This is a genomic window from Enterobacter sp. MGH119, assembly GCF_001037675.1.
GTDB classification, from domain to species: domain Bacteria; phylum Pseudomonadota; class Gammaproteobacteria; order Enterobacterales; family Enterobacteriaceae; genus Enterobacter; species Enterobacter hormaechei_C.
Map to the genome: position 1 here is coordinate 300,828 of NZ_KQ089931.1, position 23,155 is coordinate 323,982.

Consider the following 23,155-nt stretch of genomic DNA (forward strand, 5'->3'; position numbering starts at 1 on the left):
TATGGCGACAAAGGTTGCCAATCCTTGCGATTTACTTTGAAGCGGTCGTTAGCCTCTTTCAGTTGGGGGGGGAACTGTCTACACTCATTGCTACAAGAAAAGCAGAAGACAGGCATATTCATGGTTCTGATAATTTATGCGCACCCCTATCCGCAGCATTCGCATGCGAATAAGCGGATGCTTGAGCAGGCAAGGACGCTCGAAAACGTAGAGATACGTTCCCTCTATCAACTCTATCCTGATTTTAATATCGATGTCGCCGCCGAACAGGAGGCGCTCTCTCGTGCCGATTTGATCGTCTGGCAGCATCCGATGCAGTGGTACAGCACCCCTCCGCTGCTGAAATTGTGGATCGACAAAGTTTTCTCCCACGGTTGGGCATACGGACACAACGGCAACGCGCTTCATGGCAAAAGCCTGATGTGGGCTGTTACCACCGGCGGGGGGGAAAGCCATTTTGAGATTGGCGCCTTCCCCGGATTTGACGTGCTGGCGCAGCCGCTCCAGGCTACTGCCCTTTACTGCGGTCTGAACTGGCTTCCGCCTTTTGCGATGCACTGTACCTTTGTCTGCGACGATGAAACCTTGCAGGCGCAGGCTCGTCACTACAAACAACGCTTACTTGAGTGGCAGGAGACGCACAATGGATAGCCATACGCTGATACAGGCGCTGATTTATCTTGGCGCGGCGGCATTAATTGTGCCCGTGGCGGTTCGTCTGGGGCTGGGCTCGGTGCTCGGCTATCTGATTGCCGGGTGTGTAATTGGCCCCTGGGGTTTTCGGCTGGTGACGGATGCCGAGTCGATCCTGCATTTTGCGGAGATCGGCGTGGTGCTTATGCTGTTCGTGATTGGCCTGGAGTTGGATCCGCAGCGGCTGTGGAAACTGCGCGCCTCGGTGTTTGGCGGAGGTGCTCTGCAAATGCTGGCCTGCGGTCTGCTGTTGGGCGGGTTCTGCATTCTGCTCGGGATGGAGTGGAAAGTCGCGGAGTTGATCGGCATGACGCTGGCGCTCTCCTCGACGGCTATTGCCATGCAGGCTATGAACGAGCGTAACCTGACGGTGTCGCAAATGGGGCGCAGCACCTTCTCCGTACTGTTGTTCCAGGATATTGCCGCCATCCCGCTGGTGGCGATGATCCCGCTGCTGGCAACCAGCGGCGCATCAACGACGCTGGGGGCATTTGCCTTATCAGCGCTGAAGGTTGTTGGTGCGCTGGCGCTGGTTGTTCTGCTTGGTCGCTACGTAACGCGTCCGCTGCTGCGCTTTGTTGCTCGCTCTGGCCTGCGCGAAGTCTTCAGCGCCGTTGCGTTATTCCTGGTGTTTGGTTTTGGATTGCTGCTTGAAGAGGCCGGGCTGTCGATGGCAATGGGCGCCTTCCTCGCGGGGGTCTTACTGGCTAGCTCCGAATACCGTCACGCGCTGGAAAGCGATATCGAGCCGTTTAAAGGATTGCTGCTGGGGCTGTTTTTCATCGGCGTCGGGATGTCTATCGACTTCGGGACGCTGGTGACCCATCCGCTGCGCATCATCATTCTGCTGGTAGGTTTCCTGGTCATTAAAATGGCGATGCTGTGGCTGATCGCCCGCCCGTTAAACGTGCCAAAACCGCAGCGCCGCTGGTTTGCCGTGCTGCTGGGGCAGGGGAGTGAGTTTGCTTTCGTGGTCTTTGGCGCAGCGCAGATGGCAAATGTACTCGATCCGGAATGGGCAAAAGCGCTGACGCTGGCGGTTGCGCTGTCGATGGCCGCAACGCCGATCCTGCTGGTGTTGCTGACGCGTCTGGAAAAAACGGGAAGCGAACAGGAACGAGAAGCCGATGAGATCGACGAGGAGCAGCCGCGGGTGATCATCGCCGGATTTGGCCGCTTCGGGCAGATTACCGGCCGTTTACTGCTCTCCAGCGGAGTCAAAATGGTTATCCTCGATCACGATCCTGACCATGTGGATACGCTGCGTAAATTCGATATGAAAGTATTTTACGGTGATGCGACCCGGGTTGATCTGCTGGAATCCGCCGGCGCGGCGAAGGCCGAGGTGCTGATTAACGCCATCGACGATCCAGAGACCAGTATGCAGATGGTTGAGCTGGTCAAAGAGCATTTTCCGCATCTGACCATTATCTCTCGTGCGCGCGATGTGGATCATTACATCCAGCTCCGTCAGGCGGGTGTGGCATCCCCTGAACGTGAAACCTTCGAAGGGGCGCTCAAATCTGGCCGCATGGCGCTTGAAAGCCTGGGACTTGGCGCGTATGAAGCGCGTGAGCGTGCCGATTTATTCCGCCGTTTTAACCATGAGATGGTGGAAGAGATGGTGGCGATGGCGAGCAGTACGGCAACCGAACGCGCTGCGGTGTTTAAACGCACCAGCACCATGCTGACGGAGATCATCAACGAGGATCGTAATCACCTGTCGCTGGTTCAGCGCCACGGCTGGCAAGGAACGGAAGAGGGCAAGCATACCGGTGATCCTGAGGATGAACCGGAGAGTAAACCCTCTGCGTGAAGTGGAGTTGCCAGCAATATTAAAAAATTTCTAATTCTTTACCCTGCCGCCAGTCGACGAAAGATTAAGCTTTCCGTATAGTGGCGGCAATTTTTTGCATCCGGGAAATTTTCAATGATCAGTCTGATTGCAGCGCTGGCGGTAGACCGCGTTATCGGCATGGAAAACGCCATGCCGTGGAACCTGCCTGCCGATCTCGCATGGTTTAAACGTACTACGTTAAACAAGCCGGTAGTGATGGGCCGCCTGACCTGGGAGTCGATTGGTCGTCCATTGCCGGGTCGTAAGAATATTGTGATCAGTAGCCAGCCGGGCACCGACGATCGCGTTCAGTGGGTTAAGTCCGTTGATGAAGCCATTGCCGCCTGCGGCGATGCCGAAGAGATCATGGTGATCGGCGGCGGGCGTGTGTATGAGCAGTTCCTGCCAAAAGCGCAGAAACTGTATCTGACGCACATTGATGCGGAAGTGGAAGGGGATACCCATTTCCCGGATTACGATCCGGACGAGTGGGAGTCTGTATTCAGTGAGTTTCACGATGCGGATGCGCAAAACTCACACAGCTACTGCTTCGAAATTCTGGAACGTCGTTAACGGTTTTATCCTCTCCCCGAAGGGAGAGGATAAACATCTTCAGGAGGCGACTGCCTCACCCTCGCCTAAGTCCAGCTGTCGGTTGGATGGCTGCACAAAGTAAGTTTTATCTTCCCAGCGTAAGCAGGTTAAATCCCCGCCCCAGCAGCATCCGGTATCCAGCGCGTAGATATTTTCCGGGGTGCCTTTTCCTTCCAGCGATGCCCAGTGCCCAAATACCACGCTGTATTCGTTTGTCACGGGGCCCGGAATGGCAAACCACGGCTTAAGCGGCGCAGGCGCATTTTCCGGCGTATCTTTGCAATACATATCCAGCTGTCCGTTCGGGAAGCAGTAGCGCATGCGCGTAAAGGCATTGGTGATAAAACGCAGTCGCGCCAGGCCGCTGAGATCATCACTCCAGTTATTTGGCATGTCGCCGTACATCGCATCGAGGAAGAACGGGTAGGAGTCGCTCGCCAGCACCGCTTCGGTGTCGCGCGCGCAGGTTTTTGCCGTCTCAAGATCCCACTGAGGCGTGATGCCGGCATGCGCCATCACCAGTTTTTTCTCTTCGTCAATCTGTAGCAGCGGCTGGCGACGCAGCCAGTTGAGCAACTCATCGGCATCCGGCGCTTCCAGCAGGGGGGTAATGCGATCTTTCGGCTTATTACGGCTGATCCCGGCGTATACGGCCAGCAGATGCAGATCGTGGTTGCCCAGCACCATGCGCACGCTGTCGCCCAGCGATTTGACATAGCGGAGAACGTCCAGGGAACCGGGACCGCGCGCCACTAAGTCGCCCGTCAGCCAGAGCGTATCCTGCCCGGGGGTGAAGTCGACCTGTTTTAATAATGCGATCAGTTCATCGTAGCAACCGTGAACGTCGCCAATCAGATATGTAGACATTAGATTAATGAATAAGTGTAGGTACGGCGAGACGGAATACGGGAATAGCAATGCGGAAAGCATTACCGTCGGCATCGACCATTTCGTAATGGCCCTGCATGGTACCCAGCGGCGTTTCAATTACCGCGCCGCTGGTGTACTGATACTCTTCGCCAGGGGCGATATGGGGTTGTTCACCGACCACACCTTCGCCCTGGACTTCAATTTCACGGCCATTGCCGTTGGTGATAAGCCAGTAGCGCCCGAGCAGTTGCACAGGCATCCGCCCCAGATTGCGAATGGTTACGGTATAAGCAAAGACAAAACGTTCTTCATCCGGTGTGGATTGGGACTCAATGTAGACGCTTTGAACCTGAACACAGACGCGGGGCGAATCAATCATGGCTTAGCTCTCCTTCGGCGGCGCATTGTCGCTGATGTAATTAGCCAGCTTGCAGTACTGCTCTACGGAAATATTTTCCGCACGCATTGCCGGGTCGATGCCCAACTCAGCTAACACGTCAACGGTAAACAGATTGCCAAGGCTGTTACGAATCGTTTTACGGCGCTGGTTAAAGGCTTCTGTCGTGATACGGCTCAGCACGCGCAGGTCTTTGACCGGGTACGGCATCGTTTTGTGCGGCACCAGGCGCACAACCGCAGAATCTACTTTTGGCGGTGGCGTGAACGCGGAAGGCGGTACTTCTAATACCGGGATCACGTTGCAGTAATATTGCGCCATCACGCTTAAACGACCATACGCTTTACTGTTCGGCCCTGCAACCAGACGGTTAACGACCTCTTTTTGCAACATGAAGTGCATGTCGGCAATGGCATCAGTATAGCTAAACAGATGGAACATCAGCGGGGTGGAGATGTTGTACGGCAGGTTACCGAACACGCGCAGCGGCTGTCCCATTTTTTCTGACAGTTCGCCAAAGTTCATGGTCATCGCATCCTGCTGATAAATCGTCAGCTTCGGCCCGAGGAACGGGTGCGTTTGCAGACGCGCGGCCAGATCGCGGTCGAGTTCGATAACGGTCAGTTCGTCGAGGCGTTCGCCTACCGGCTCGGTCAGCGCGGCAAGTCCCGGGCCGATTTCGACCATGGCCTGACCTTTCTGCGGATTAATGGCAGAAACGATACTGTCGATCACAAACTGATCGTTGAGGAAGTTTTGCCCGAAGCGTTTACGGGCTAAGTGGCCCTGATGGACTCGATTAGTCATTGAGTATTAACAATCATTTTGATGGCGAGATTAAGCGCCGTAATAAAACTGCCGACATCCGCTTTTCCCTGGCCTGCCAGATCCAGCGCAGTACCGTGGTCAACGGACGTTCGAATAAAGGGTAAACCGAGGGTGATATTCACCCCGCGGCCAAAGCCCTGGTATTTTAGCACGGGCAGACCCTGATCGTGGTACATCGCGAGTACGGCGTCGGCATTATCCAGGTATTTGGGCTGGAAAAGGGTGTCGGCAGGCAGAGGCCCGCTGAGGTTCATCCCCTTCGCCCGCATCTCCTCAAGCACCGGAATGATGGTGTCTATCTCTTCGGTGCCCATATGTCCGCCTTCACCCGCGTGCGGATTCAGGCCGCAAACCAGCACATGCGGCTGCGGAATGCCGAATTTGGTTTGCAGATCGTGATGCAAAATGCCAATGATCTCACGCAGGAGTTCAGGCGTAATGGCATCCGGAATGGCTTTGATCGGCAGGTGCGTTGTCACCAGCGCAACGCGCATTGCTTCGGTTGCCAGCATCATCACCACTTTCGGGCTGTGCGAACGCTCTTCGAAAAATTCGGTATGCCCGGTAAACGGAATGCCCGCGTCATTGATCACGCCTTTATGCACCGGACCGGTGATCAGGGCGGCAAATTCGCCCTGAAGGCAACCGTCACAGGCGCGCGCCAGCGTCTCGACAACGTAGTGGCCGTTTTCGGTGTGTAATTCGCCGGGGACAACAGGCGCACGGAGCGGAACAGAAAGCAGGGTGAGAGTACCAGACTGCTGCGGTGCGGGCTGTTGGCCTTCAACGTAAGGGAGGAGCGTTAAAGGCAGACCGAGCAAAGCTGCCCGGTCTTGTAACAGTGTTGCATCTGCACAGACAACCAACTCTACCGGCCAGCTGCGCTGGGCGAGCTGAACCACCAGGTCAGGCCCAATCCCGGCGGGTTCGCCGGGGGTGATCACAACACGATGCGGTTTCATCAGTTGCTCAACACTTTCACGTAAGCGCTGGCGCGTTGTTCCTGCATCCAGGTTGCGGCTTCTTCAGAGAACTTACGGTTAAACAGCATGCGATACGCGCGGTCTTTCTGCGCCGCGTCGGTTTTATCCACGTTGCGCGTGTCCATCAGCTGGATCAGATGCCAGCCGAAGGAGGAGTGTACCGGCGCGCTCATCTGGCCTTTATTCAGCTTCATTAACGCATCGCGGAAAGCCGGATCGTAAATATCAGCGGCCGCCCAACCCAGGTCACCGCCCTGGTTTGCAGAGCCAGGATCCTGAGAGAACTCTTTTGCTGCTTTATCGAAGGTGGTTTTACCGCTCTTGATGTCTGCGGCGATCTGTTCCAGCTTCGCACGGGCCTGATCGTCAGTCATGATCGGAGACGGCTTAAGCAGGATATGACGCGCATGCACTTCAGTAACCGAAATGTTCTGGCTCTGGCCGCGCAGGTCGTTCACTTTCAGAATGTGGAAGCCCACACCGGAACGGATTGGACCGACGATATCGCCTTTCTTCGCGGTGCTCAGCGCCTGGGCAAACAGGGATGGCAGCTCCTGAATACGCCCCCAGCCCATCTGGCCGCCTTTCAGCGCCTGCTGGTCAGCGGAATAGGTGATCGCCAGCTTGCCGAAGTCATCGCCATTACGCGCCTGCTCAACGATAGCGCGCGCCTGGCTTTCCGCCTCTGCCGCCTGATCGGAGGTTGGGTTTTCCGGCAGTGGGATCAGGATGTGGCTCAGGTTAAGCTCTGTGCTGGCATCATTCTGATTCCCCACCTGTTTTGCCAGGGCATCCACTTCCTGCGGCAGGATGGTGACGCGGCGACGGACTTCATTATTACGCACTTCTGAAATCAGCATCTCTTTACGGATCTGATTGCGGTAGGTGGCGTAGCTGATGCCGTCATAGGCGAGGCGGCTACGCATCTGGTCCGGGGTAATGTTGTTCTGCTTTGCAATGTTGGCGATCGCCTGATCGAGCTGCTCGTCAGAGATCTTCACACCCATTTTCTGGCCCATTTGCAGGACAATCTGATCCATGATCAAACGTTCCAGGATCTGGTGGCGCAGCGTAGCGTCATCCGGAAGTTGTTGACCTGCCTGGCCCGAGTTGAGCTTTACAGATTTCATCAAACCGTCAACGTCACTTTCAAGCACGACGCCGTTGTTAACCACAGCCGCGACTTTATCGACAACCTGTGGGGCCGCGAAGCTGGTATTCGCAACCATAGCGACACCGAGTAGCAGCGTTTTCCAGTTCTTCATACTTTTTCCATTTCAATTAACCGCAAAGCGGATTACGTTGTAAATCAAGCATATTACAATGAACTACGATACGGCAGAATGTTCGAGCGCAGCATCTGCTGCGTGCCCAGACCGTAGTTAGAACTCAGGCCGCGCAACTCGATATTAAAGCCAATCACGTTATCGTATTTGCCCTGACTGTTTTGCGTATCCCAACCGTTAAGTTTGCGTTCGTAACCGACACGTATTGCGTAACAGCAGGAGTTATATTGCAGACCCAGCATCTGGTCAGCAGGTTTTTGGGCATTCGTGTCATAGTAGTAGGCCCCGACGACTGACCAACGATCGGCAATCGGCCAGCTCGCGGCGGTACCCACCTGTGAAATACCGTCTTTGTATTGGTCTGTATTCGCATAGTTTGGCAGTGTCGCCTGGATATACTCCGGGCTGGCGTAACGGTACGTTAACTGCAACATGCGGTCTTCATCACGACGATATTCGATGGCAGCGCTGCCCGTCGCGATATTGTCCAGTCGTGTATCGTATTGAACACCACCGCGCAGACCCCAACGATCCGTCATGCGCCAGTAGGTGTCGCCTGCCCATACCAGTGAGCCCGTTTTGTTGTCTTTCTCCCAGTTAATGTCGTCATCACCGGTGCGAGACTCGGTGAAATAGTAGATTTGACCAACAGAAACGTTAAAACGTTCAACGGCAGCATCATCATATACGCGCGTTGTGACGCCGGTCGTTAACTGGTTAGCAGACGCAATACGGTCAAGGCCGCCGTAGGTACGGTCACGGAACAGGCCGCTGTAGTCTGATTGCAGGAAGGACGAGTCATAGTTTTGAATTTTGCTCTGATCGCGATAAGGCACATAAAGATACTGCATACGTGGCTCAAGCGTCTGGGTGTATCCATCCGCGAGAAGAGCCATATCACGTTCGAAAATCAGCTTCCCGTCCATTTTGAATTGCGGAAGCGTACGGTTTACCGATTCTTCAAGATCGGTGCCATAACGTTTGTTATACCAGTCCAGATTCTTCTGTTGGTAGTGGGTGGCCATCACTTTGGCTTCGGTATTCAGACTCGCCCAGTCGTTTGACCACGGCAGGTTGATCGTCGGCTCGATATGCAGACGCGTTGATTCCGGCATATCCGAGTTGGTGTTGACGAAATGGACCGCCTGAGCGTAAACGCGCGTGTCGAAAGGACCCACATCGTTCTGATACCAGTTCACGTCCAGCTGCGGCTCGGCACCATAGGTACTACGCGATTGCGTATCAAACACCTGGAACTGTTTGGTCGACACCGTCGCGTCAAAGTTCTCAATGGCGTAGCCCACGCTGAATTTCTGCGTGGCGTAACCGTCGGTACTGGAGCCGTATTTAGAATCAAAGTCGTTGAAGTAATACGGATCGCTGACTTTGGTGTAGTCGATGTTGAAGCGCCACACCTGATCCAATACCCCGGCGTGCTTCCAGTAGTACATCCAGCGGTGCTTATCACCTTCGCTCGGATGCTCGTCCTGGAAGACCTTATCTGATGGCAGATAATCAAATTCCATCAGACCCGCGCCCGCCTTGGTCAGATAGCGGAATTCGTTCTCCCACATGATGTTGCCGCGCTTATGGATATAGTGCGGCGTGATCGTGGCGTCCATGTTGGGCGCAATGTTCCAGTAGTACGGCAGGTAGAACTCAAAGTAGTTCGATGTGCTGTACTTGGCGTTCGGGATCAGGAAACCTGAACGACGTTTGTCACCCACGGGCAGTTGCAGGTAAGGACTATAGAAAATGGGCACCGGGCCGAGTTTAAAACGAGCGTTCCAGATCTCTGCAACCTGTTCTTCACGGTCGTGGATCACTTCACTGCCCACAACGCTCCAGGTATTTGACCCTGGCAAACAGGAGGTAAACGTGCCGTTTTCGAGAATGGTGTAGCGGTTTTCGCCGCGCTGCTTCATCAGGTCCGCGGTACCGCGCCCCTGACGACCGACCAGCTGGTAATCACCTTCCCAGACGTTGGTGTCTTTGGTATTCAGATTCGACCAGGCTTTCGGACCTTTCAGGATGACCTGATTGTCGTCATAGTGCACATTACCCAGCGCATCCACCGTACGGACAGGCGCCTGAGCACCTTCCGGTTGCTTCTGGTGCAATTGCACTTCGTCAGCAAGCAGGCGACTGTTGCCCTGGTTAATATCGACATTGCCCGTAAAGGTTGCATTGTCAGGATAATTACCTTTTGCGCTGTCGGCATTAATGGTGACGGGTAAGTCATTCGTATCGCCTTTCACCAGTGGGCGATTGTAACTTGGGACGCCAAGCATACACTGCGAGGCGAGATCGGCTGCGAGCCCCTGTTGGCTATACAGGGCGGTGCCAATCATTGTGGCCAGAAGGGTGGGGATACGTTTTTTCATACGTTGTATTTTATTGTTCCGTCATCAGTGGCTACGGCTTACAAACGCTCAGAGACTATCTTACTCATCAGCGCAGTACCAGCGTTAATCCTGCCCGTTTGCGCGCCAGAGTGTTAGGCTCGCTATCGAATGACGAGTATGATAATGCAAATTATAGGCGATGTCCCTCAATTGACCGTGGCGCGACCACTGTAATGATGGCGTTGCGTCGGCCAGGAACATGACCATTCGGGGAGTATATGCAGTATTGGGGTAAAATAATCGGCGTTGCGTTCGCAATTATTATGGGTGCCGGATTCTGGGGTGTCGTTCTTGGCCTCATTATCGGCCATATGTTTGATAAAGCACGCAGCCGCAAAATGGCCTGGTTTGCCAACCAGCGCGAGCGCCAGTCACTCTTCTTCTCCACCACCTTCGAGGTGATGGGGCACTTAACCAAATCAAAAGGGCGCGTAACGGAAGCCGATATTCAGGTGGCCAGCGTCTTTATGGATCGCATGAATCTGCACGGCGAATCCCGTATCGCGGCGCAGAATGCGTTCCGGATTGGTAAATCAGATAACTACCCGCTGCGTGAAAAAATGCGGCAGTTCCGTAGCATCTGTTTCGGGCGTTTTGATTTAATTCGGATGTTTCTGGAAATTCAAATCCAGGCCGCCTTCGCGGATGGTTCTCTGCATCCGAATGAACGGGACGTTTTATATGTGATTGCCGAAGAGCTGGGCATTTCCCGCATGCAGTTCGACCAGTTCCTGCGTATGATGCAGGGCGGCGCGCAGTTTGGCGGTGGTTATCAGCAACAGCACTCCTCCGGCGGCTGGCAGCAGGCGCAGCGTGGCCCTACGCTTGAAGATGCCTGCAACGTCCTCGGCGTGAAGCCGTCTGACGATGTCACGACCATCAAACGCGCCTATCGTAAGCTGATGAGCGAGCACCATCCGGATAAGCTGGTGGCGAAAGGCCTGCCGCCAGAGATGATGGAGATGGCGAAGCAAAAAGCGCAGGAAATTCAGAAAGCCTACGAGCTGATTAAAGAGCAGAAAGGTTTTAAATAAAAAATGGCCCGACACTGTCGGGCCATTTTTTCAGAAGTCCACCGGGGCTTTGAACGTCATGGCGTTGCCGAAAGCAGGGTGGGTAATGGTGAGCGTCTGCGCATGCAGTTGCAGGCGCGGCGCTAAGGCCAGCGCTTCTGGCGGCGCATAGAATCTGTCCCCCAGAATCGGGTGACCCATCGCAAGCATATGCACACGCAGCTGATGGGAGCGCCCGGTAATCGGCTTTAGCAGGACGCGCGCGGTGTTATCCGGCGCGTACTCCAGCACTTCATACTCGGTTTGCGCGGCCTTGCCGGTTTCATAACACACCTTCTGCTTTGGCCGGTTCGGCCAGTCGCAAATCAGCGGTAAATCCACCAGCCCTTCCGCCTGCGCCGGATGACCCCAGACGCGCGCGACATACTGCTTCTTCGGCTCGCGCTCGCGGAACTGACGCTTCAGCTCGCGTTCTGCCGCTTTATTCAGAGCCACCACAATCACGCCGCTGGTCGCCATATCCAGACGATGGACAGACTCGGCCTGAGGATAATCACGCTGGATACGCGTCATCACGCTGTCTTTATGCTCTTCCAGACGCCCCGGCACGGATAACAAGCCGCTCGGCTTGTTAACCACCATAATGTGCTCATCCTGATACAGAATGACCAGCCACGGATCCATCGGGGGATTGTAGGGCTCCATTACCATCTTGCGCTCCGCTTACTGATGCGTCACAACGATAAGACGCAGGGCGTCGAGACGCCACCCCGCCTGATTCAGGCTTTCCAGCACCTGCTGGCGATTGCTCTCAATAGCGGCCAGCTCATCGTCACGAATGTTCGGGTTCACCGCTTTCAACGCTTCCAGGCGCGACAGCTCGGCAGAAAGCTTCTCATCGGCTTCGCTACGCGCCGCATCGATCAGTTCTCTGGCCGCTTTTTCGGCCTGGGCTTCACCCAGTTGCAGAATGGCATGCACGTCCTGCTGCACCGCATTCACCAGCTTGCTGCCGGTATGGCGGTTCACCGCGCTCAGCTGACGGTTGAAGCTTTCAAACTCCACCTGACCGGCCAGGTTCGTACCGTTTTTATCCAGCAGCAGACGCACCGGGGTTGGCGGCAGGAAGCGGTTAAGCTGAAGCTGTTTCGGCGCCTGCGCTTCCACAACGTAGATCAGCTCCACCAGCAGCGTGCCCACAGGTAAGGCTTTGTTCTTCAACAGGGAGATGGTGCTGCTGCCGGTATCGCCTGAGAGGATCAGATCCAGGCCATTGCGGATCAGCGGGTGCTCCCAGGTGATGAACTGTGCGTCTTCGCGGGACAGCGCCACATCACGCTCAAAGGTGATGGTGCAGCCGTCTTCCGGCAGGCCCGGGAAATCCGGCACCAGCATATGATCGGACGGGGTCAGCACGATCATGTTCTCGCCGCGATCGTCCTGGTTAATGCCGACGATGTCGAACAGGTTCATGGAGAAGCTAATCAGGCTGGTGTCATCGTCCTGTTCTTCAATACTTTCGGCCAGCTGCTGCGCTTTTTCACCGCCGTTGGAGTGGATCTCCAGCAGGCGATCGCGCCCCTGCTCCAGCTGGGCTTTCAGCGCGTCGTGCTTCTCTCGACAGGATTTGATCAGCTCATCAAAGCCCTCGGTGTTTTCCGGCGCCGCAAGGTAACCGATCAGGTCTGCATGCACCTGATCGTAAATGGTGCGGCCGGTCGGGCAGGTATGTTCAAACGCATCCAGGCCTTCGTGGTACCAGCGAACCAGAACGGACTGGGCGGTTTTCTCCAGATACGGAACGTGGATCTGGATATCGTGCGCCTGACCGATACGATCCAGACGGCCGATACGCTGCTCAAGCAGATCTGGGTTAAACGGCAGATCGAACATCACCAGATTGCTGGCGAACTGGAAGTTACGGCCTTCAGAACCGATTTCGGAGCACAGCAGAACCTGCGCGCCGCTGTCCTCTTCACTAAACCACGCCGCAGCGCGGTCGCGCTCGATAATAGACATGCCTTCATGGAACACGGCGGCGCGAATACCTTCGCGCTCGCGCAGCACTTGTTCAAGTTGCAGGGCGGTGGCTGCCTTGGCGCAGATCACCAGCACCTTCCGGGAACGGTGCGCGGTCAGATAACCCATCAACCACTCCACGCGCGGATCGAAGTTCCACCAGGTGCCAGTGTCGCCTTCAAATTCCTGATAAATCTGCTCCGGATAGAGCATGTCGCGCGCGCGATCTTCCGCAGATTTACGGGTGCCCATAATGCCGGAGACTTTGATCGCCGTCTGGTACTGGGTCGGCAGCGGCAATTTGATGGTGTGCAGTTCGCGTTTCGGGAAGCCTTTTACACCGTTACGGGTGTTACGGAACAGCACGCGGCTGGTGCCGTGGCGGTCCATCAGCATGTCGATCAGCTCTTTACGCGCAGATCCCGCATTATCGCTGTCGCTGTTCGCGGCCTGAAGCAGCGGCTCAATATCCTGCTCGCCGATAAGATCGCTGAGGGTGTTAAGTTCATCATTAGAGAGACGATTACCGGCCAGCAGCAGCGCGACGGCGTCCGCCACCGGACGATAGTTTTTCTGCTCTTCAACAAACTGCTCAAAATCGTGGAAACGGTTCGGATCGAGCAGGCGCAGACGGGCGAAGTGGCTCTCAAGACCCAGCTGCTCCGGGGTGGCGGTCAGAAGCAGAACGCCTGGTACGCGCTCGGCAAGCTGCTCAATCGCCATGTATTCGCGGCTTGGCGCGTCCTCGCTCCAGACGAGGTGGTGTGCTTCGTCGACGACCATCAGATCCCATTCAGCGTCGCACAGATGCTCCAGGCGTTGCTTGCTGCGGCGCACGAAGTCCAGGGAACAAATGACCAACTGTTCGGTTTCAAACGGGTTGTCCGCGTCGTGCTGGGCTTCGGCATAGCGCTCGTCGTCGAACAGGGAGAAGCGCAGGTTAAAGCGGCGCAGCATCTCGACCAGCCACTGGTGTTGCAGCGTTTCCGGCACCACAATCAGCACGCGCTCGGCAGCGCCAGAGAGCAGCTGCTGGTGCAGGATCATGCCTGCTTCGATGGTTTTACCCAGGCCCACTTCGTCAGCCAGCAGCACGCGAGGCGCATGGCGACGGCCCACGTCATGGGCGATATTCAGCTGATGGGGAATAAGGCTGGTACGCTGACCGCGCAGGCCGCTCCACGGCATGCGGTACTGTTCACTCTGGAACTTACGCGCGCGGTAGCGCAGAGAGAAGCGATCCATTCGGTCGATTTGCCCGGCAAACAGACGGTCCTGCGGCTTGCTGAAAACCAGTTTGCTGTCGAGCAGCACTTCACGCAGGATAACATTCGTCTCGTCGGTATCAAGACGCGTACCGATGTAGGCGAGCAGTCCATTCTCTTCTTTTACGTCTTCAACCTTCAGCTGCCAGCCTTCGTGGCTGGTCACGGTGTCGCCCGGATTGAACATTACGCGGGTAACAGGGGAGTCATTGCGAGCGTACAGGCGGTTTTCACCGGTAGCAGGGAAAAGGAGGGTAACCATGCGCGCATCGACGGCAACGACGGTTCCTAATCCAAGTTCGCTTTCTGTATCGCTGATCCAGCGTTGACCAAGTGTAAAAGGCATAGTTGTTCGGCTCTAATCTTTAATTGCAGGCAATAGTTCGACCCCGTCAAAAAAGACGGTCATCGAAAAATGGGTCCGGGAATGGAAAGGGCGCTATGGTACTGGATGGCAACGGTTTCGTCACGCGTCAAAATAGCCCAAGTTGTCCTGTCACTAGTGTAGCAAAGTCGTCATTGATGAACGGTAAAATTCCCTCCGCAACCGGCTGAAGCTGGCGGGTCAGGTAGTGATCGTAATCAAGCGGAGACTGCTGGTAATCAACGGGTTCCGGGCCGTTAGTGGTCCAGACGTATTTGATCGTTCCCCGGTTCTGAAACTGCGGCGCACGGCCCCGGCGAACGTTCTCTTCATCCGCCAGCCGCGCGGCGCGTACGTGGGGAGGAACGTTACGTTGATATTCGGCCAGCGGGCGGCGCAGGCGCTTGCGATACACCAGTTGGTCATCCAGTTCACCCGCCATCAGGCTGGCGATGGTGTCGCGCACATAATCCTGATAAGGCTCATTACGGAACACCCGCAGGTAGAGCGTCTGCTGGAACTGCTGTGCCAGCGGCGTCCAGTCGGTGCGCACTGTCTCCAGCCCTTTAAACACCATCCGCTGCGTGTCACCTTCCTGAATCAGCCCGGCGTAGCGCTTCTTGCTGCCCTGGTCGGTTCCGCGAATGGTCGGCATTAAAAAGCGGGCAAAATGGGTTTCAAACTCCAGCTCTAACGCGCTGGTTAACCGCTCTTTTTGCAAACTTTCGCGCCACCAGTCGTTCACAAAGGCGACCAGATCTTTGCCGATTTGTGCGGCGTCGTCTTCCGAATGGGCGGCTTTCAGCCAGACAAAGGTGGAGTCTGTATCGCCATAAATCACATCATAGCCCCGGGATTCAATCAGCGCTTTGGTCTGGCGCATAATCTCGTGCCCGCGCATGGTGATGGACGACGCCAGACGGGGATCAAAGAAGCGGCAGGCACTGGTACCCAGCACGCCGTAAAAGGCGTTCATAATGATTTTCAGCGCCTGTGAGAGCGGCTTGTTGCCGTGGCGCTTGGCCTCATCGCGGCCGTGCCAGATGTTTCCCACAATTTCGGGCAGGCAGTGTTTTTCCCGCGAGAAGCGTGCTCCAAGAAAACCTTCGGTGCTGTGCGCATCGTCTGGCTGCGCCATCCCCTCCACCAGCCCCACCGGATCAATCAGAAACGTGCGGATAATGGACGGATACAGGCTTTTATAATCCAGCACCAGCACCGAGTCATACAGCCCGGGCCGTGAATCCATCACGTAACCGCCGGGGCTGGCCTGCGGCGGCACGTCGCCGAGGTTAGGGGCGACATAGCCCGCCCGGTGCATCCGCGGGAAATAGAGGTGGCTGAAGGCCGCTACCGAGCCGCCGTGCCTGTCGACCGCAAGGCCGTTCACCGTCGCCCGCTCCAGCAGGAAGGGCATGATCTCGGTTTTGTGGAAGATCTGCGTCACCAGCTCGCAATCTTTCAGGTTATAGGTGGCGAGCGCGGGTTTGTCTTCATTAAAGCGCCGGTCGATCTCGTCCATTCGGTCCCAGGGATTGTCGATGGATTTACCTTCGCCGAGCAGTTCCTGGGCGACCGCTTCCAGCGAGAAGGAAGAGAAGTTCCAGAAGGCGGATTTCAGCGCCTCGATGCCGTCGATAATCAGGCGACCATTGGCCTGCGCGAAGAAAATACCGTTCTTAAAACCATGCTCGCGCCACTCCAGCTCGCTGTTTCCGCGCCCCAGCATCAGCGGGATACGGTAACGCTCGGCATGTTTTTGCAGCACGCGCAGGTCAAACTGCACTACGTTCCAGCCGATCAGAACATCCGGATCGTGCTCGGCAAACCACTGGTTAAGCTTCTCCAGCAGTTGCGGGCGGCTGTTGACGTACTCCAGATTAAAATCCAGCGCGGACGCATCGCCGTTTGGCGGCCCGAGCATATAGACAACCCGCTGCCCACAGCCTTCCAGACCAATGCAGTACAGTTCGCCGTGGCGGGTGGTTTCGATATCCAGCGAGACCCACTTGAGCGGGGGGCGATAATTCGGGCTAGGCTTGAGGCGCGCGTTAACGATCCTGCCATTTTGCGCGGTGCCATCTACCCAGACGGGGGCGGTGATAAACCGCTCCATCAGAAAGCGTTCAGGCGGGCGAATGTCGGCCTCGTAAAGCGTCACGCCCGCTTCACGGAGCAGTTTTTCATAGCGCATTAACTGGCGATGGGCGCGGCAATAGAGGCCGTAAACCGGCTGGCGGTGGAAATCTTTCAGTTCAAGCGGGGTTATGCGCCAGCCGTTTTCGCCGCGCAGCATTTGTTTCACTTTCTCGACGTGAGCTTCAGGAATAAAGGCCACGGACTCCTGCGGCGGGAGCGTAACGTTTAGCGGGCCGTTGTCCGTTGCCAGCCAGAATTCAACCTCAGTACCCTGAGGGGTATCCCGCCAGTGTCTGGTCAGTAAAAAGCCTTCTTGCGCCTGCGTCACGGCGTTATCCCATAAAACAAAACCAGGCCTGATTATAGCCTGGTTGAGGGGTGTTTGCTGGGGTTTTATACAGTGCCTGTTCAGTCGGATGGCGCTGCGCTTATCCGGCCTAGAGGTTCCGCAGTCACGGTAAGCGCAGCGCCACCGGGCAAAGGTTTACTGCCCGTAGTAGGCTTTCGCACCGTGCTTACGCAGGTAATGCTTATCCAGCAGGGTTTGCTGCATGTCCGGCAGCTGCGGTGCCATCTGGCGGCAGAAGATCCCCATATAGGCGACTTCCTCCAGCACGATCGCGTTGTGCACAGCGTCCTCCGCGTTTTTACCCCAGGCAAACGGGCCGTGGGAGTGCACCAGCACGCCGGGCATTTGCGCCGCGTCGATTCCCTGTTTTTCGAAGGTTTCGACGATCACGTTCCCGGTTTCCCATTCGTACTCACCGTTGATCTCCGCATCGGTCATCAGACGCGTGCAGGGAATGGTGCCGTAAAAGTAGTCCGCGTGGGTGGTGCCGGTCGCCGGAATAGGCTGGCCCGCCTGCGCCCAGATGGTCGCGTGACGCGAATGGGTATGCACAATCCCACCGATGGTCGGGAAGGCCTGATACAGCAGGCGGTGAGTGGGCGTATCGGAGGAGGGCTTTTTATTGCCTTCAACCACTTCACCCGTTTCGATGCTGACCACCACCATGTCTTCTGCGGTCATTACCGTGTAATCCACGCCGGAAGGCTTGATCACGAACACCCCTTTTTCCCGGTCAACGGCGCTGACGTTGCCCCAGGTCAGGGTCACCAGGTTATGTTTTGGCAGCGCCAGGTTGGCTTCGAGTACCTGACGTTTGAGATCTTCTAACATTGTCGTCTCCTGCCGGATGGCGCTTCGCTTATCCGGCCTACAGAACCGTAGGCCCGGTAAACGAAGTGCCACCGGGCATTCAGGGCTTAGCGTTTTGAACCGTAATAGACTTCGTTCCAGCGCAGCGCGTCTTTAAAGGCTGGCAGACGGGTATCGTTATCAATCACGGTCAGTTCGATGTCGTGCAGCTCGGCAAACTGACGCATATCGTTCAGGTCAAGCGCGTGGCTGAATACGGTGTGGTGCGCGCCGCCGGCCAGGATCCAGGCTTCCGACGCGGTTGGCAGGTCAGGCTGCGCTTTCCACAAGGCGTTGGCGACCGGCAGTTTCGGCAGAGAATGCGGAGTTTCCACCGCATCGACGCAGTTCACCAGCAGGCGGAAACGGTCGCCGAGGTCGATCAGGCTGGCGTTAATGGCCGGGCCGGTACGGGTGTTGAAGATCAGACGGGCCGGATCCGCTTTGCCGCCAATGCCGAGGTACTGCACGTCGAGGATCGGTTTCTCTTCAACCGCGATGGATGGACACACTTCCAGCATGTGCGAGCCGAGCACCAGATCGTTGCCGTTCTCGAAGTGGTAGGTGTAGTCCTCCATAAAAGAGGTGCCGCCCTGTAGACCGGTCGACATCACCTTCATGATGCGAAGCAGAGCGGCAGTTTTCCAGTCGCCTTCGCCCGCAAAGCCGTAGCCCTGCTGCATCAGACGTTGTACCGCCAGACCCGGCAGCTGTTTCAGACCGTGGAGGTCTTCAAAGGTGGTGGTAAAAGCGTGGAAGCCGCCCTGTTCCAGGAAGCGCTTCATGCCCAGCTCGATGCGCGCCGCGTCCAGCACATTCTGGCGCTTGTCGCCGTTGATTTGTGCCGCAGGCGTCAGACGGTAGCTGCTTTCGTACTCGTCCACCAGCGCGTTAACGTCGCCATCGCTGATGTCATTCACCACCTGCACCAGGTCGCCCACCGCCCAGGTGTTGACGGAAAAGCCAAATTTAATCTGCGCGGCCACTTTATCACCGTCGGTGACCGCCACTTCGCGCATGTTGTCGCCGAAACGCACCACTTTCAGGTGACGGGTATCCTGCTTAGATACCGCCTGACGCATCCAGGAGCCAATGCGTTTTTGTGCCTGGCCATCCTGCCAGTGGCCGGTCACCACGGCATGCTGTTGACGCATGCGCGCGCCGATGAAGCCGAACTCGCGGCCGCCGTGCGCGGTCTGGTTCAGGTTCATGAAGTCCATGTCGATGCTGTCCCACGGCAGGGAGGCGTTGAACTGCGTGTGGAATTGCAACAGCGGTTTGTTGAGGATAGCCAGGCCGTTGATCCACATTTTGGCTGGCGAGAAGGTGTGCAGCCACACCACCAGGCCAGCGCATTTGTCATCGTAATTGGCATCGCGGCAAATGTTGGTGATTTCGTCCGGGGTAGTCCCCAGCGGCTTCAGCACCAGTTTGCACGGCAGTTTGGCTTCCGCGTTCAGCGCATTCACAACGTGCTCCGCGTGTTTCGTCACCTGCTGCAACGCTTCCGGTCCGTACAAATGCTGGCTGCCAATCACAAACCACACTTCATAATTATTAAAAATGGTCATTATCGTGTCCTTAATGTGTCAGGGTTGCCGTAGTGTCCGCGGTGCTTTTGGCCGGGGCGGCGACAGGGAGATAGTGAAGTTCGGCGCTTTTTGCCCATTGCTGGTAGCGCTGATAAAGCTGTTCAAAGCGTTGTGCCTGCTGAGTCTGCGGATGGAGCGTATTTTCGACGGCGCTCGCCATATGCTGTTGCGCGGTCGGGATATCCGCATGGACGCCTGCGGCCACGGCAGCGAAAATCGCGGCACCCAGCGCACAGCACTGATCGGAGGCCACAATTTGCAGCGGCCGGTTCAGCACGTCGCAGCAGGCCTGCATAATCACCGGATTTTTACGGGCGATCCCGCCCAGCGCCATCACGTTGTTCACGTCAATGCCCTGGTCGATGAAGCACTCCATGATGGCGCGCGCGCCGAACGCGGTGGCGGCGATCAGGCCGCCAAACAGCGCGGGCGCGTCGGTCGCGAGGTTGAGATCGGTAATCACTCCTTTCAGACGCTGGTTGGCAAACGGCGTACGACGGCCGTTGAACCAGTCCAGCACCACCGGCAGGTGGTCGAGAGACGGATTTTTTGCCCAGGCGTCGGTGAGCTGCGGCAGGAGCTGTTTTTTGCTCGCCGTAATCTGCGTTTTCAGTTCAGGATGCGCGGCAGCCAGCTGATCCAGCGGCCAGCCGAGCACGCGGCCAAACCAGGCATAGATATCACCGAAGGCGGACTGGCCCGCTTCAAGGCCGATAAAATCAGGCACCACGCTGCCGTCAACCTGACCGCAGATGCCTTTCACCGCGCGGTCGCCGACGCTGGCTTTATCTGCCGTCAGAATGTCACAGGTGGAGGTGCCGATAACTTTCACCAGCGTGTTGGGCTGCGCACCCGCGCCCACGGCCCCCATATGGCAGTCGAACGCGCCGCCGGAAATGGTCACGTTTTGCGGCAGACCGAGGCGTTTCGCCCACTCTTCGCAGAGCGTGCCGACCGGAATATCGGCGGTGAAGGTGTCGGTGAACAGCGGGTATGTCAGGTTTTTGTTGATGATCGGGTCGAGTTCATCGAAGAACGCTGCCGGAGGCAGACCACCCCAGCTGTCATGCCACAGCGATTTATGCCCGGCGCTGCAACGGCCGCGGCGAATATCCTGCGGACGCGTGGTGCCGGAGAGCAGGGCGGGAACCCAGTCGCACAGCTCAATCCATGACGCCGCTGCCTGTGCGACCGACGCGTCCGCGCGGGTAACGTGCAGGATCTTGGCCCAGAACCACTCGCTGGAGTAAATCCCGCCGATGTAGCGGGAGTAGTCATTTTTGCCCGGCTGATGGCATAAGCGGGTGATGGCTTCCGCCTCTTCCACGGCGGTATGGTCTTTCCACAGCACAAACATGGCGTTCGGGTTGTCGGCAAACTCCGGTAGCAGCGCCAGTACGCGGCCTTCGGCATCGACAGGGGCAGGCGTTGAGCCGGTGCTGTCGACGCCAATCCCCACGACATCGGCCCGCTGGGCGTCGGTCAACTCCGCCAGAACGGTTTTGATCGCCGCTTCCATCGACTCGATGTAGTCCCGCGGGTGGTGACGGAACTGGTTGTTTGGCGCATCGCAGTAGCGCCCCTCTTGCCAGCGCGGATACCACTCAACGCTGGTTGCTATCTCCTGGCCAGTCGTACAGTCCACTGCCAGCGCGCGAACTGAGTCGCTGCCAAAATCGAGGCCAATTGCAATTGCCATGGTGTTGCTCCATCCAAAAAACAGGTATGGAAGAACATTAGAGACTAGGGACAAAAATCGTCAGGCAGGATCCGCTAATCTTATGGACTAAATTGCTGTAGCCACGCAAAGTGTGACGCCGTGCAAATATTCTATGTGGACATTTCTGCCGCACTTATAGACACTTTTGTTACTGCTTATCCGCCCGTGCTGGCGGAGAAATCAGGGGGAAAGGCTGAAACATGGCGGACGTAAAAGAGGCGTGATGCTTTTTGGATCTTTTCGCGGGCCATTTTTATACTGCTTTTATCGATATGGACAATTGGTTTCCTTCAGGACCCTTGGGAGAACTGAATCTATGGCCGAACCGCAAAACGATCCCTTACTGCCGGGCTACTCATTTAACGCCCATCTGGTGGCGGGACTGACGCCAATTGAGGCCGAGGGATATCTCGATTTTTACGTCGATCGCCCTCTTGGCATGAAGGGATATATCCTGAACCTGACCGTACGCGGAGAAGGCGTCGTCAAAAATGGGGATCAACAGTTTATCTGCCGCCCCGGTGATATGCTGCTGTTCCCGCCGGGGGAGATCCATCACTACGGGCGCCACCCGGATGCCAAAGAGTGGTATCACCAGTGGGTCTATTTCCGTCCGCGCGCCTACTGGCAGGAGTGGCTCTCGTGGCCGGCCATTTTCGCCCATACCGGTTTATATCGCCCGGATGAGGCGCATCTGGCGCAGTTCCGTGAGCTGTTCGCACAGATTATTGAGGCAGGGCAGGCGGGCGGGCGCTACGCCGAACTGCTGGCCATCAACCTGCTTGAACAGGTGCTGCTGCGCCGCATGGAGGCCATCAACGAGTCGCTTAATCCGCCGCTGGACAACCGCGTCCGCGACGCCTGCCAGTACATCAGCGACCACCTTGCCGACAGCCAGTTTGATATTGCCAGCGTCGCCCAGCATGTGTGCCTGTCGCCGTCACGGCTGTCGCATCTGTTCCGCCAGCAGCTTGGCGTGAGCGTACTCAGCTGGCGCGAGGATCAGCGCATCAGCCAGGCGAAACTGCTGCTCAGCACCACCCGAATGCCTATCGCCACCGTCGGGCGTAACGTCGGCTTTGAAGATCAGCTCTATTTCTCTCGCGTGTTTAAGAAGTGCACCGGTGCCAGCCCGAGCGAATTCCGTGCGGGATGTGAATAATCGGTAAACATTCAGGTGAACTTCAGGCGCATCTTGTAAACTATTCAGACAATTGATGCCTTGACGCGGTGCAGGGCGCTAAGCAGAATCGCTGATTCGTTTTCTGACCGGAATAGTTATGCAGGCATTGCTGGAACATTTTATTACCCAGTCCGTTATGTATTCGCTCATCGCCGTGGCGCTGGTGGCGTTTCTGGAGTCGCTGGCGCTGGTCGGGCTGATCCTGCCCGGCACCGTGATGATGGCGGGGCTTGGGGCGCTTATCGGCAGCGGCGAGGTCAATTTCTGGCAGGCGTGGATGGCCGGTATTATCGGCTGTTTGCTGGGGGACTGGATCTCCTTCTGGCTGGGCTGGCGCTTTAAGAAGCCGCTGCACCGCTGGTGCCGATGGTGGCCGGGATGCTGGATCTGCCCGTCGCGAAGTTTGTGGTGCCGAATATCATCGGCTGCGTCTTCTGGCCGCCGTTCTACTTCCTGCCGGGTATCCTGGCGGGCGCGGCGATTGATATTCCTGACGGTATGCAAAGCGGTGAGTTTAAATGGCTGCTGCTGGGCACGGCGGTGCTGCTGTGGCTGGCGGTCTGGCTCTGCTGGCGCCTGTGGCGCAGCGCGAAAGCCAGTGTTGATCGTCTGACGCGCTATCTTCCGCGCACTCGCCTGCTCTGGCTGGCCCCGCTGACGTTGGGGGGAGCCGTGGTGGCGCTGATCGCGCTGATCCGCCACCCGCTGATGCCGGTGTACGGCGAGATCCTGTTGAAGGTGGTGAGCCGTTAAGGTGTTTTCCCTCTCC

General features: G+C 56.8%; 17 protein-coding genes and 1 pseudogene. 6 read left to right on the top strand and 12 right to left on the bottom strand.

The annotated features are described in order from the left end of the window. Positions 1-120: 120 nt before the first annotated feature. The 3 genes from kefF (at position 121) to folA (ending at position 3,103) form a co-directional block, all read left to right on the top strand. The gene (gene kefF / locus SK53_RS16175) at positions 121-651 is read left to right on the top strand and encodes a glutathione-regulated potassium-efflux system oxidoreductase KefF (RefSeq protein ID WP_003856435.1); all 531 of its coding nucleotides are present in this window, start codon (positions 121-123) and stop codon (positions 649-651) included. Further along, on the top strand, positions 644-2,509 hold the full coding sequence (gene kefC / locus SK53_RS16180) for a glutathione-regulated potassium-efflux system protein KefC (protein WP_048209783.1): 1,866 nt from the start codon (positions 644-646) through the stop codon (positions 2,507-2,509). Before kefF ends, kefC begins: the two co-directional genes overlap by 8 nt. A gap of 114 nt (positions 2,510-2,623) precedes the next feature. Beyond that, positions 2,624-3,103: a type 3 dihydrofolate reductase gene (gene folA, locus SK53_RS16185; RefSeq protein ID WP_003856431.1), complete on the top strand. Its 480-nt coding sequence runs from the start codon at positions 2,624-2,626 to the stop codon at positions 3,101-3,103. A gap of 39 nt (positions 3,104-3,142) precedes the next feature. Here folA and apaH read toward each other — a convergent pair whose 3' ends face one another. The 6 genes from apaH to lptD are packed head-to-tail and all read right to left on the bottom strand — an operon-like array spanning position 3,143 to position 9,872. Beyond that, on the bottom strand, positions 3,143-3,991 hold the full coding sequence (apaH, locus tag SK53_RS16190) for a bis(5'-nucleosyl)-tetraphosphatase (symmetrical) ApaH (RefSeq protein WP_023324139.1): 849 nt from the start codon (positions 3,989-3,991) through the stop codon (positions 3,143-3,145). A gap of 4 nt (positions 3,992-3,995) precedes the next feature. Next, a complete protein-coding gene (apaG, locus tag SK53_RS16195; protein ID WP_003856425.1) occupies positions 3,996-4,373 on the bottom strand; it encodes a Co2+/Mg2+ efflux protein ApaG in 378 nt (125 codons plus the stop codon). A gap of 3 nt (positions 4,374-4,376) precedes the next feature. Beyond that, a complete protein-coding gene (rsmA, locus tag SK53_RS16200) occupies positions 4,377-5,198 on the bottom strand; it encodes a 16S rRNA (adenine(1518)-N(6)/adenine(1519)-N(6))-dimethyltransferase RsmA (protein WP_003856423.1) in 822 nt (273 codons plus the stop codon). Next, positions 5,195-6,181 (bottom strand): 4-hydroxythreonine-4-phosphate dehydrogenase PdxA, encoded by a 987-nt coding sequence (pdxA, locus tag SK53_RS16205; protein ID WP_003856419.1) that lies wholly within the window; start codon positions 6,179-6,181, stop codon positions 5,195-5,197. The genes rsmA and pdxA overlap by 4 nt, the downstream gene beginning before the upstream one ends. Next, the gene (gene surA / locus SK53_RS16210; protein WP_003856417.1) at positions 6,181-7,467 is read right to left on the bottom strand and encodes a peptidylprolyl isomerase SurA; all 1,287 of its coding nucleotides are present in this window, start codon (positions 7,465-7,467) and stop codon (positions 6,181-6,183) included. The genes pdxA and surA overlap by 1 nt, the downstream gene beginning before the upstream one ends. A gap of 53 nt (positions 7,468-7,520) precedes the next feature. Then, on the bottom strand, positions 7,521-9,872 hold the full coding sequence (lptD, locus tag SK53_RS16215; protein ID WP_048209784.1) for an LPS assembly protein LptD: 2,352 nt from the start codon (positions 9,870-9,872) through the stop codon (positions 7,521-7,523). A 239-nt stretch (positions 9,873-10,111) separates the two neighbouring features. Here lptD and djlA point away from each other — a divergent pair, with 239 nt between their 5' ends. Then, positions 10,112-10,927 (top strand): co-chaperone DjlA, encoded by an 816-nt coding sequence (gene djlA, locus SK53_RS16220; protein ID WP_023315375.1) that lies wholly within the window; start codon positions 10,112-10,114, stop codon positions 10,925-10,927. 30 nt (positions 10,928-10,957) lie between these two features. Here djlA and rluA read toward each other — a convergent pair whose 3' ends face one another. The 6 genes from rluA to araB form a co-directional block, all read right to left on the bottom strand. Then, positions 10,958-11,617, bottom strand: a complete 660-nt coding sequence (gene rluA / locus SK53_RS16225) for a bifunctional tRNA pseudouridine(32) synthase/23S rRNA pseudouridine(746) synthase RluA (protein ID WP_003856412.1) — start codon at positions 11,615-11,617, stop codon at positions 10,958-10,960. Between the two features lie 12 nt (positions 11,618-11,629). Continuing rightward, positions 11,630-14,536, bottom strand: coding sequence for an RNA polymerase-associated protein RapA (gene rapA, locus SK53_RS16230; protein WP_003856411.1), 2,907 nt, complete (start codon positions 14,534-14,536; stop codon positions 11,630-11,632). A 127-nt stretch (positions 14,537-14,663) separates the two neighbouring features. Next, the gene (gene polB, locus SK53_RS16235) at positions 14,664-17,021 is read right to left on the bottom strand and encodes a DNA polymerase II (protein WP_048209785.1); all 2,358 of its coding nucleotides are present in this window, start codon (positions 17,019-17,021) and stop codon (positions 14,664-14,666) included. 156 nt (positions 17,022-17,177) lie between these two features. Continuing rightward, the gene (araD, locus tag SK53_RS16240) at positions 17,178-17,873 is read right to left on the bottom strand and encodes an L-ribulose-5-phosphate 4-epimerase (protein WP_045330930.1); all 696 of its coding nucleotides are present in this window, start codon (positions 17,871-17,873) and stop codon (positions 17,178-17,180) included. Between the two features lie 86 nt (positions 17,874-17,959). Beyond that, positions 17,960-19,462, bottom strand: a complete 1,503-nt coding sequence (gene araA, locus SK53_RS16245; RefSeq protein ID WP_003856405.1) for an L-arabinose isomerase — start codon at positions 19,460-19,462, stop codon at positions 17,960-17,962. Between the two features lie 10 nt (positions 19,463-19,472). Continuing rightward, complete coding sequence (araB, locus tag SK53_RS16250) at positions 19,473-21,182, bottom strand: ribulokinase (protein ID WP_048209786.1); 1,710 nt, start codon at positions 21,180-21,182, stop codon at positions 19,473-19,475. A gap of 337 nt (positions 21,183-21,519) precedes the next feature. Between araB and araC the strand changes: the two genes are divergently transcribed. Both araC and SK53_RS16260 read left to right on the top strand, forming a co-directional pair. Further along, a complete protein-coding gene (gene araC / locus SK53_RS16255) occupies positions 21,520-22,365 on the top strand; it encodes an arabinose operon transcriptional regulator AraC (protein ID WP_003856402.1) in 846 nt (281 codons plus the stop codon). 118 nt (positions 22,366-22,483) lie between these two features. Beyond that, positions 22,484-23,139: pseudogene (locus SK53_RS16260) on the top strand (DedA family protein). Positions 23,140-23,155: the final 16 nt, after the last annotated feature.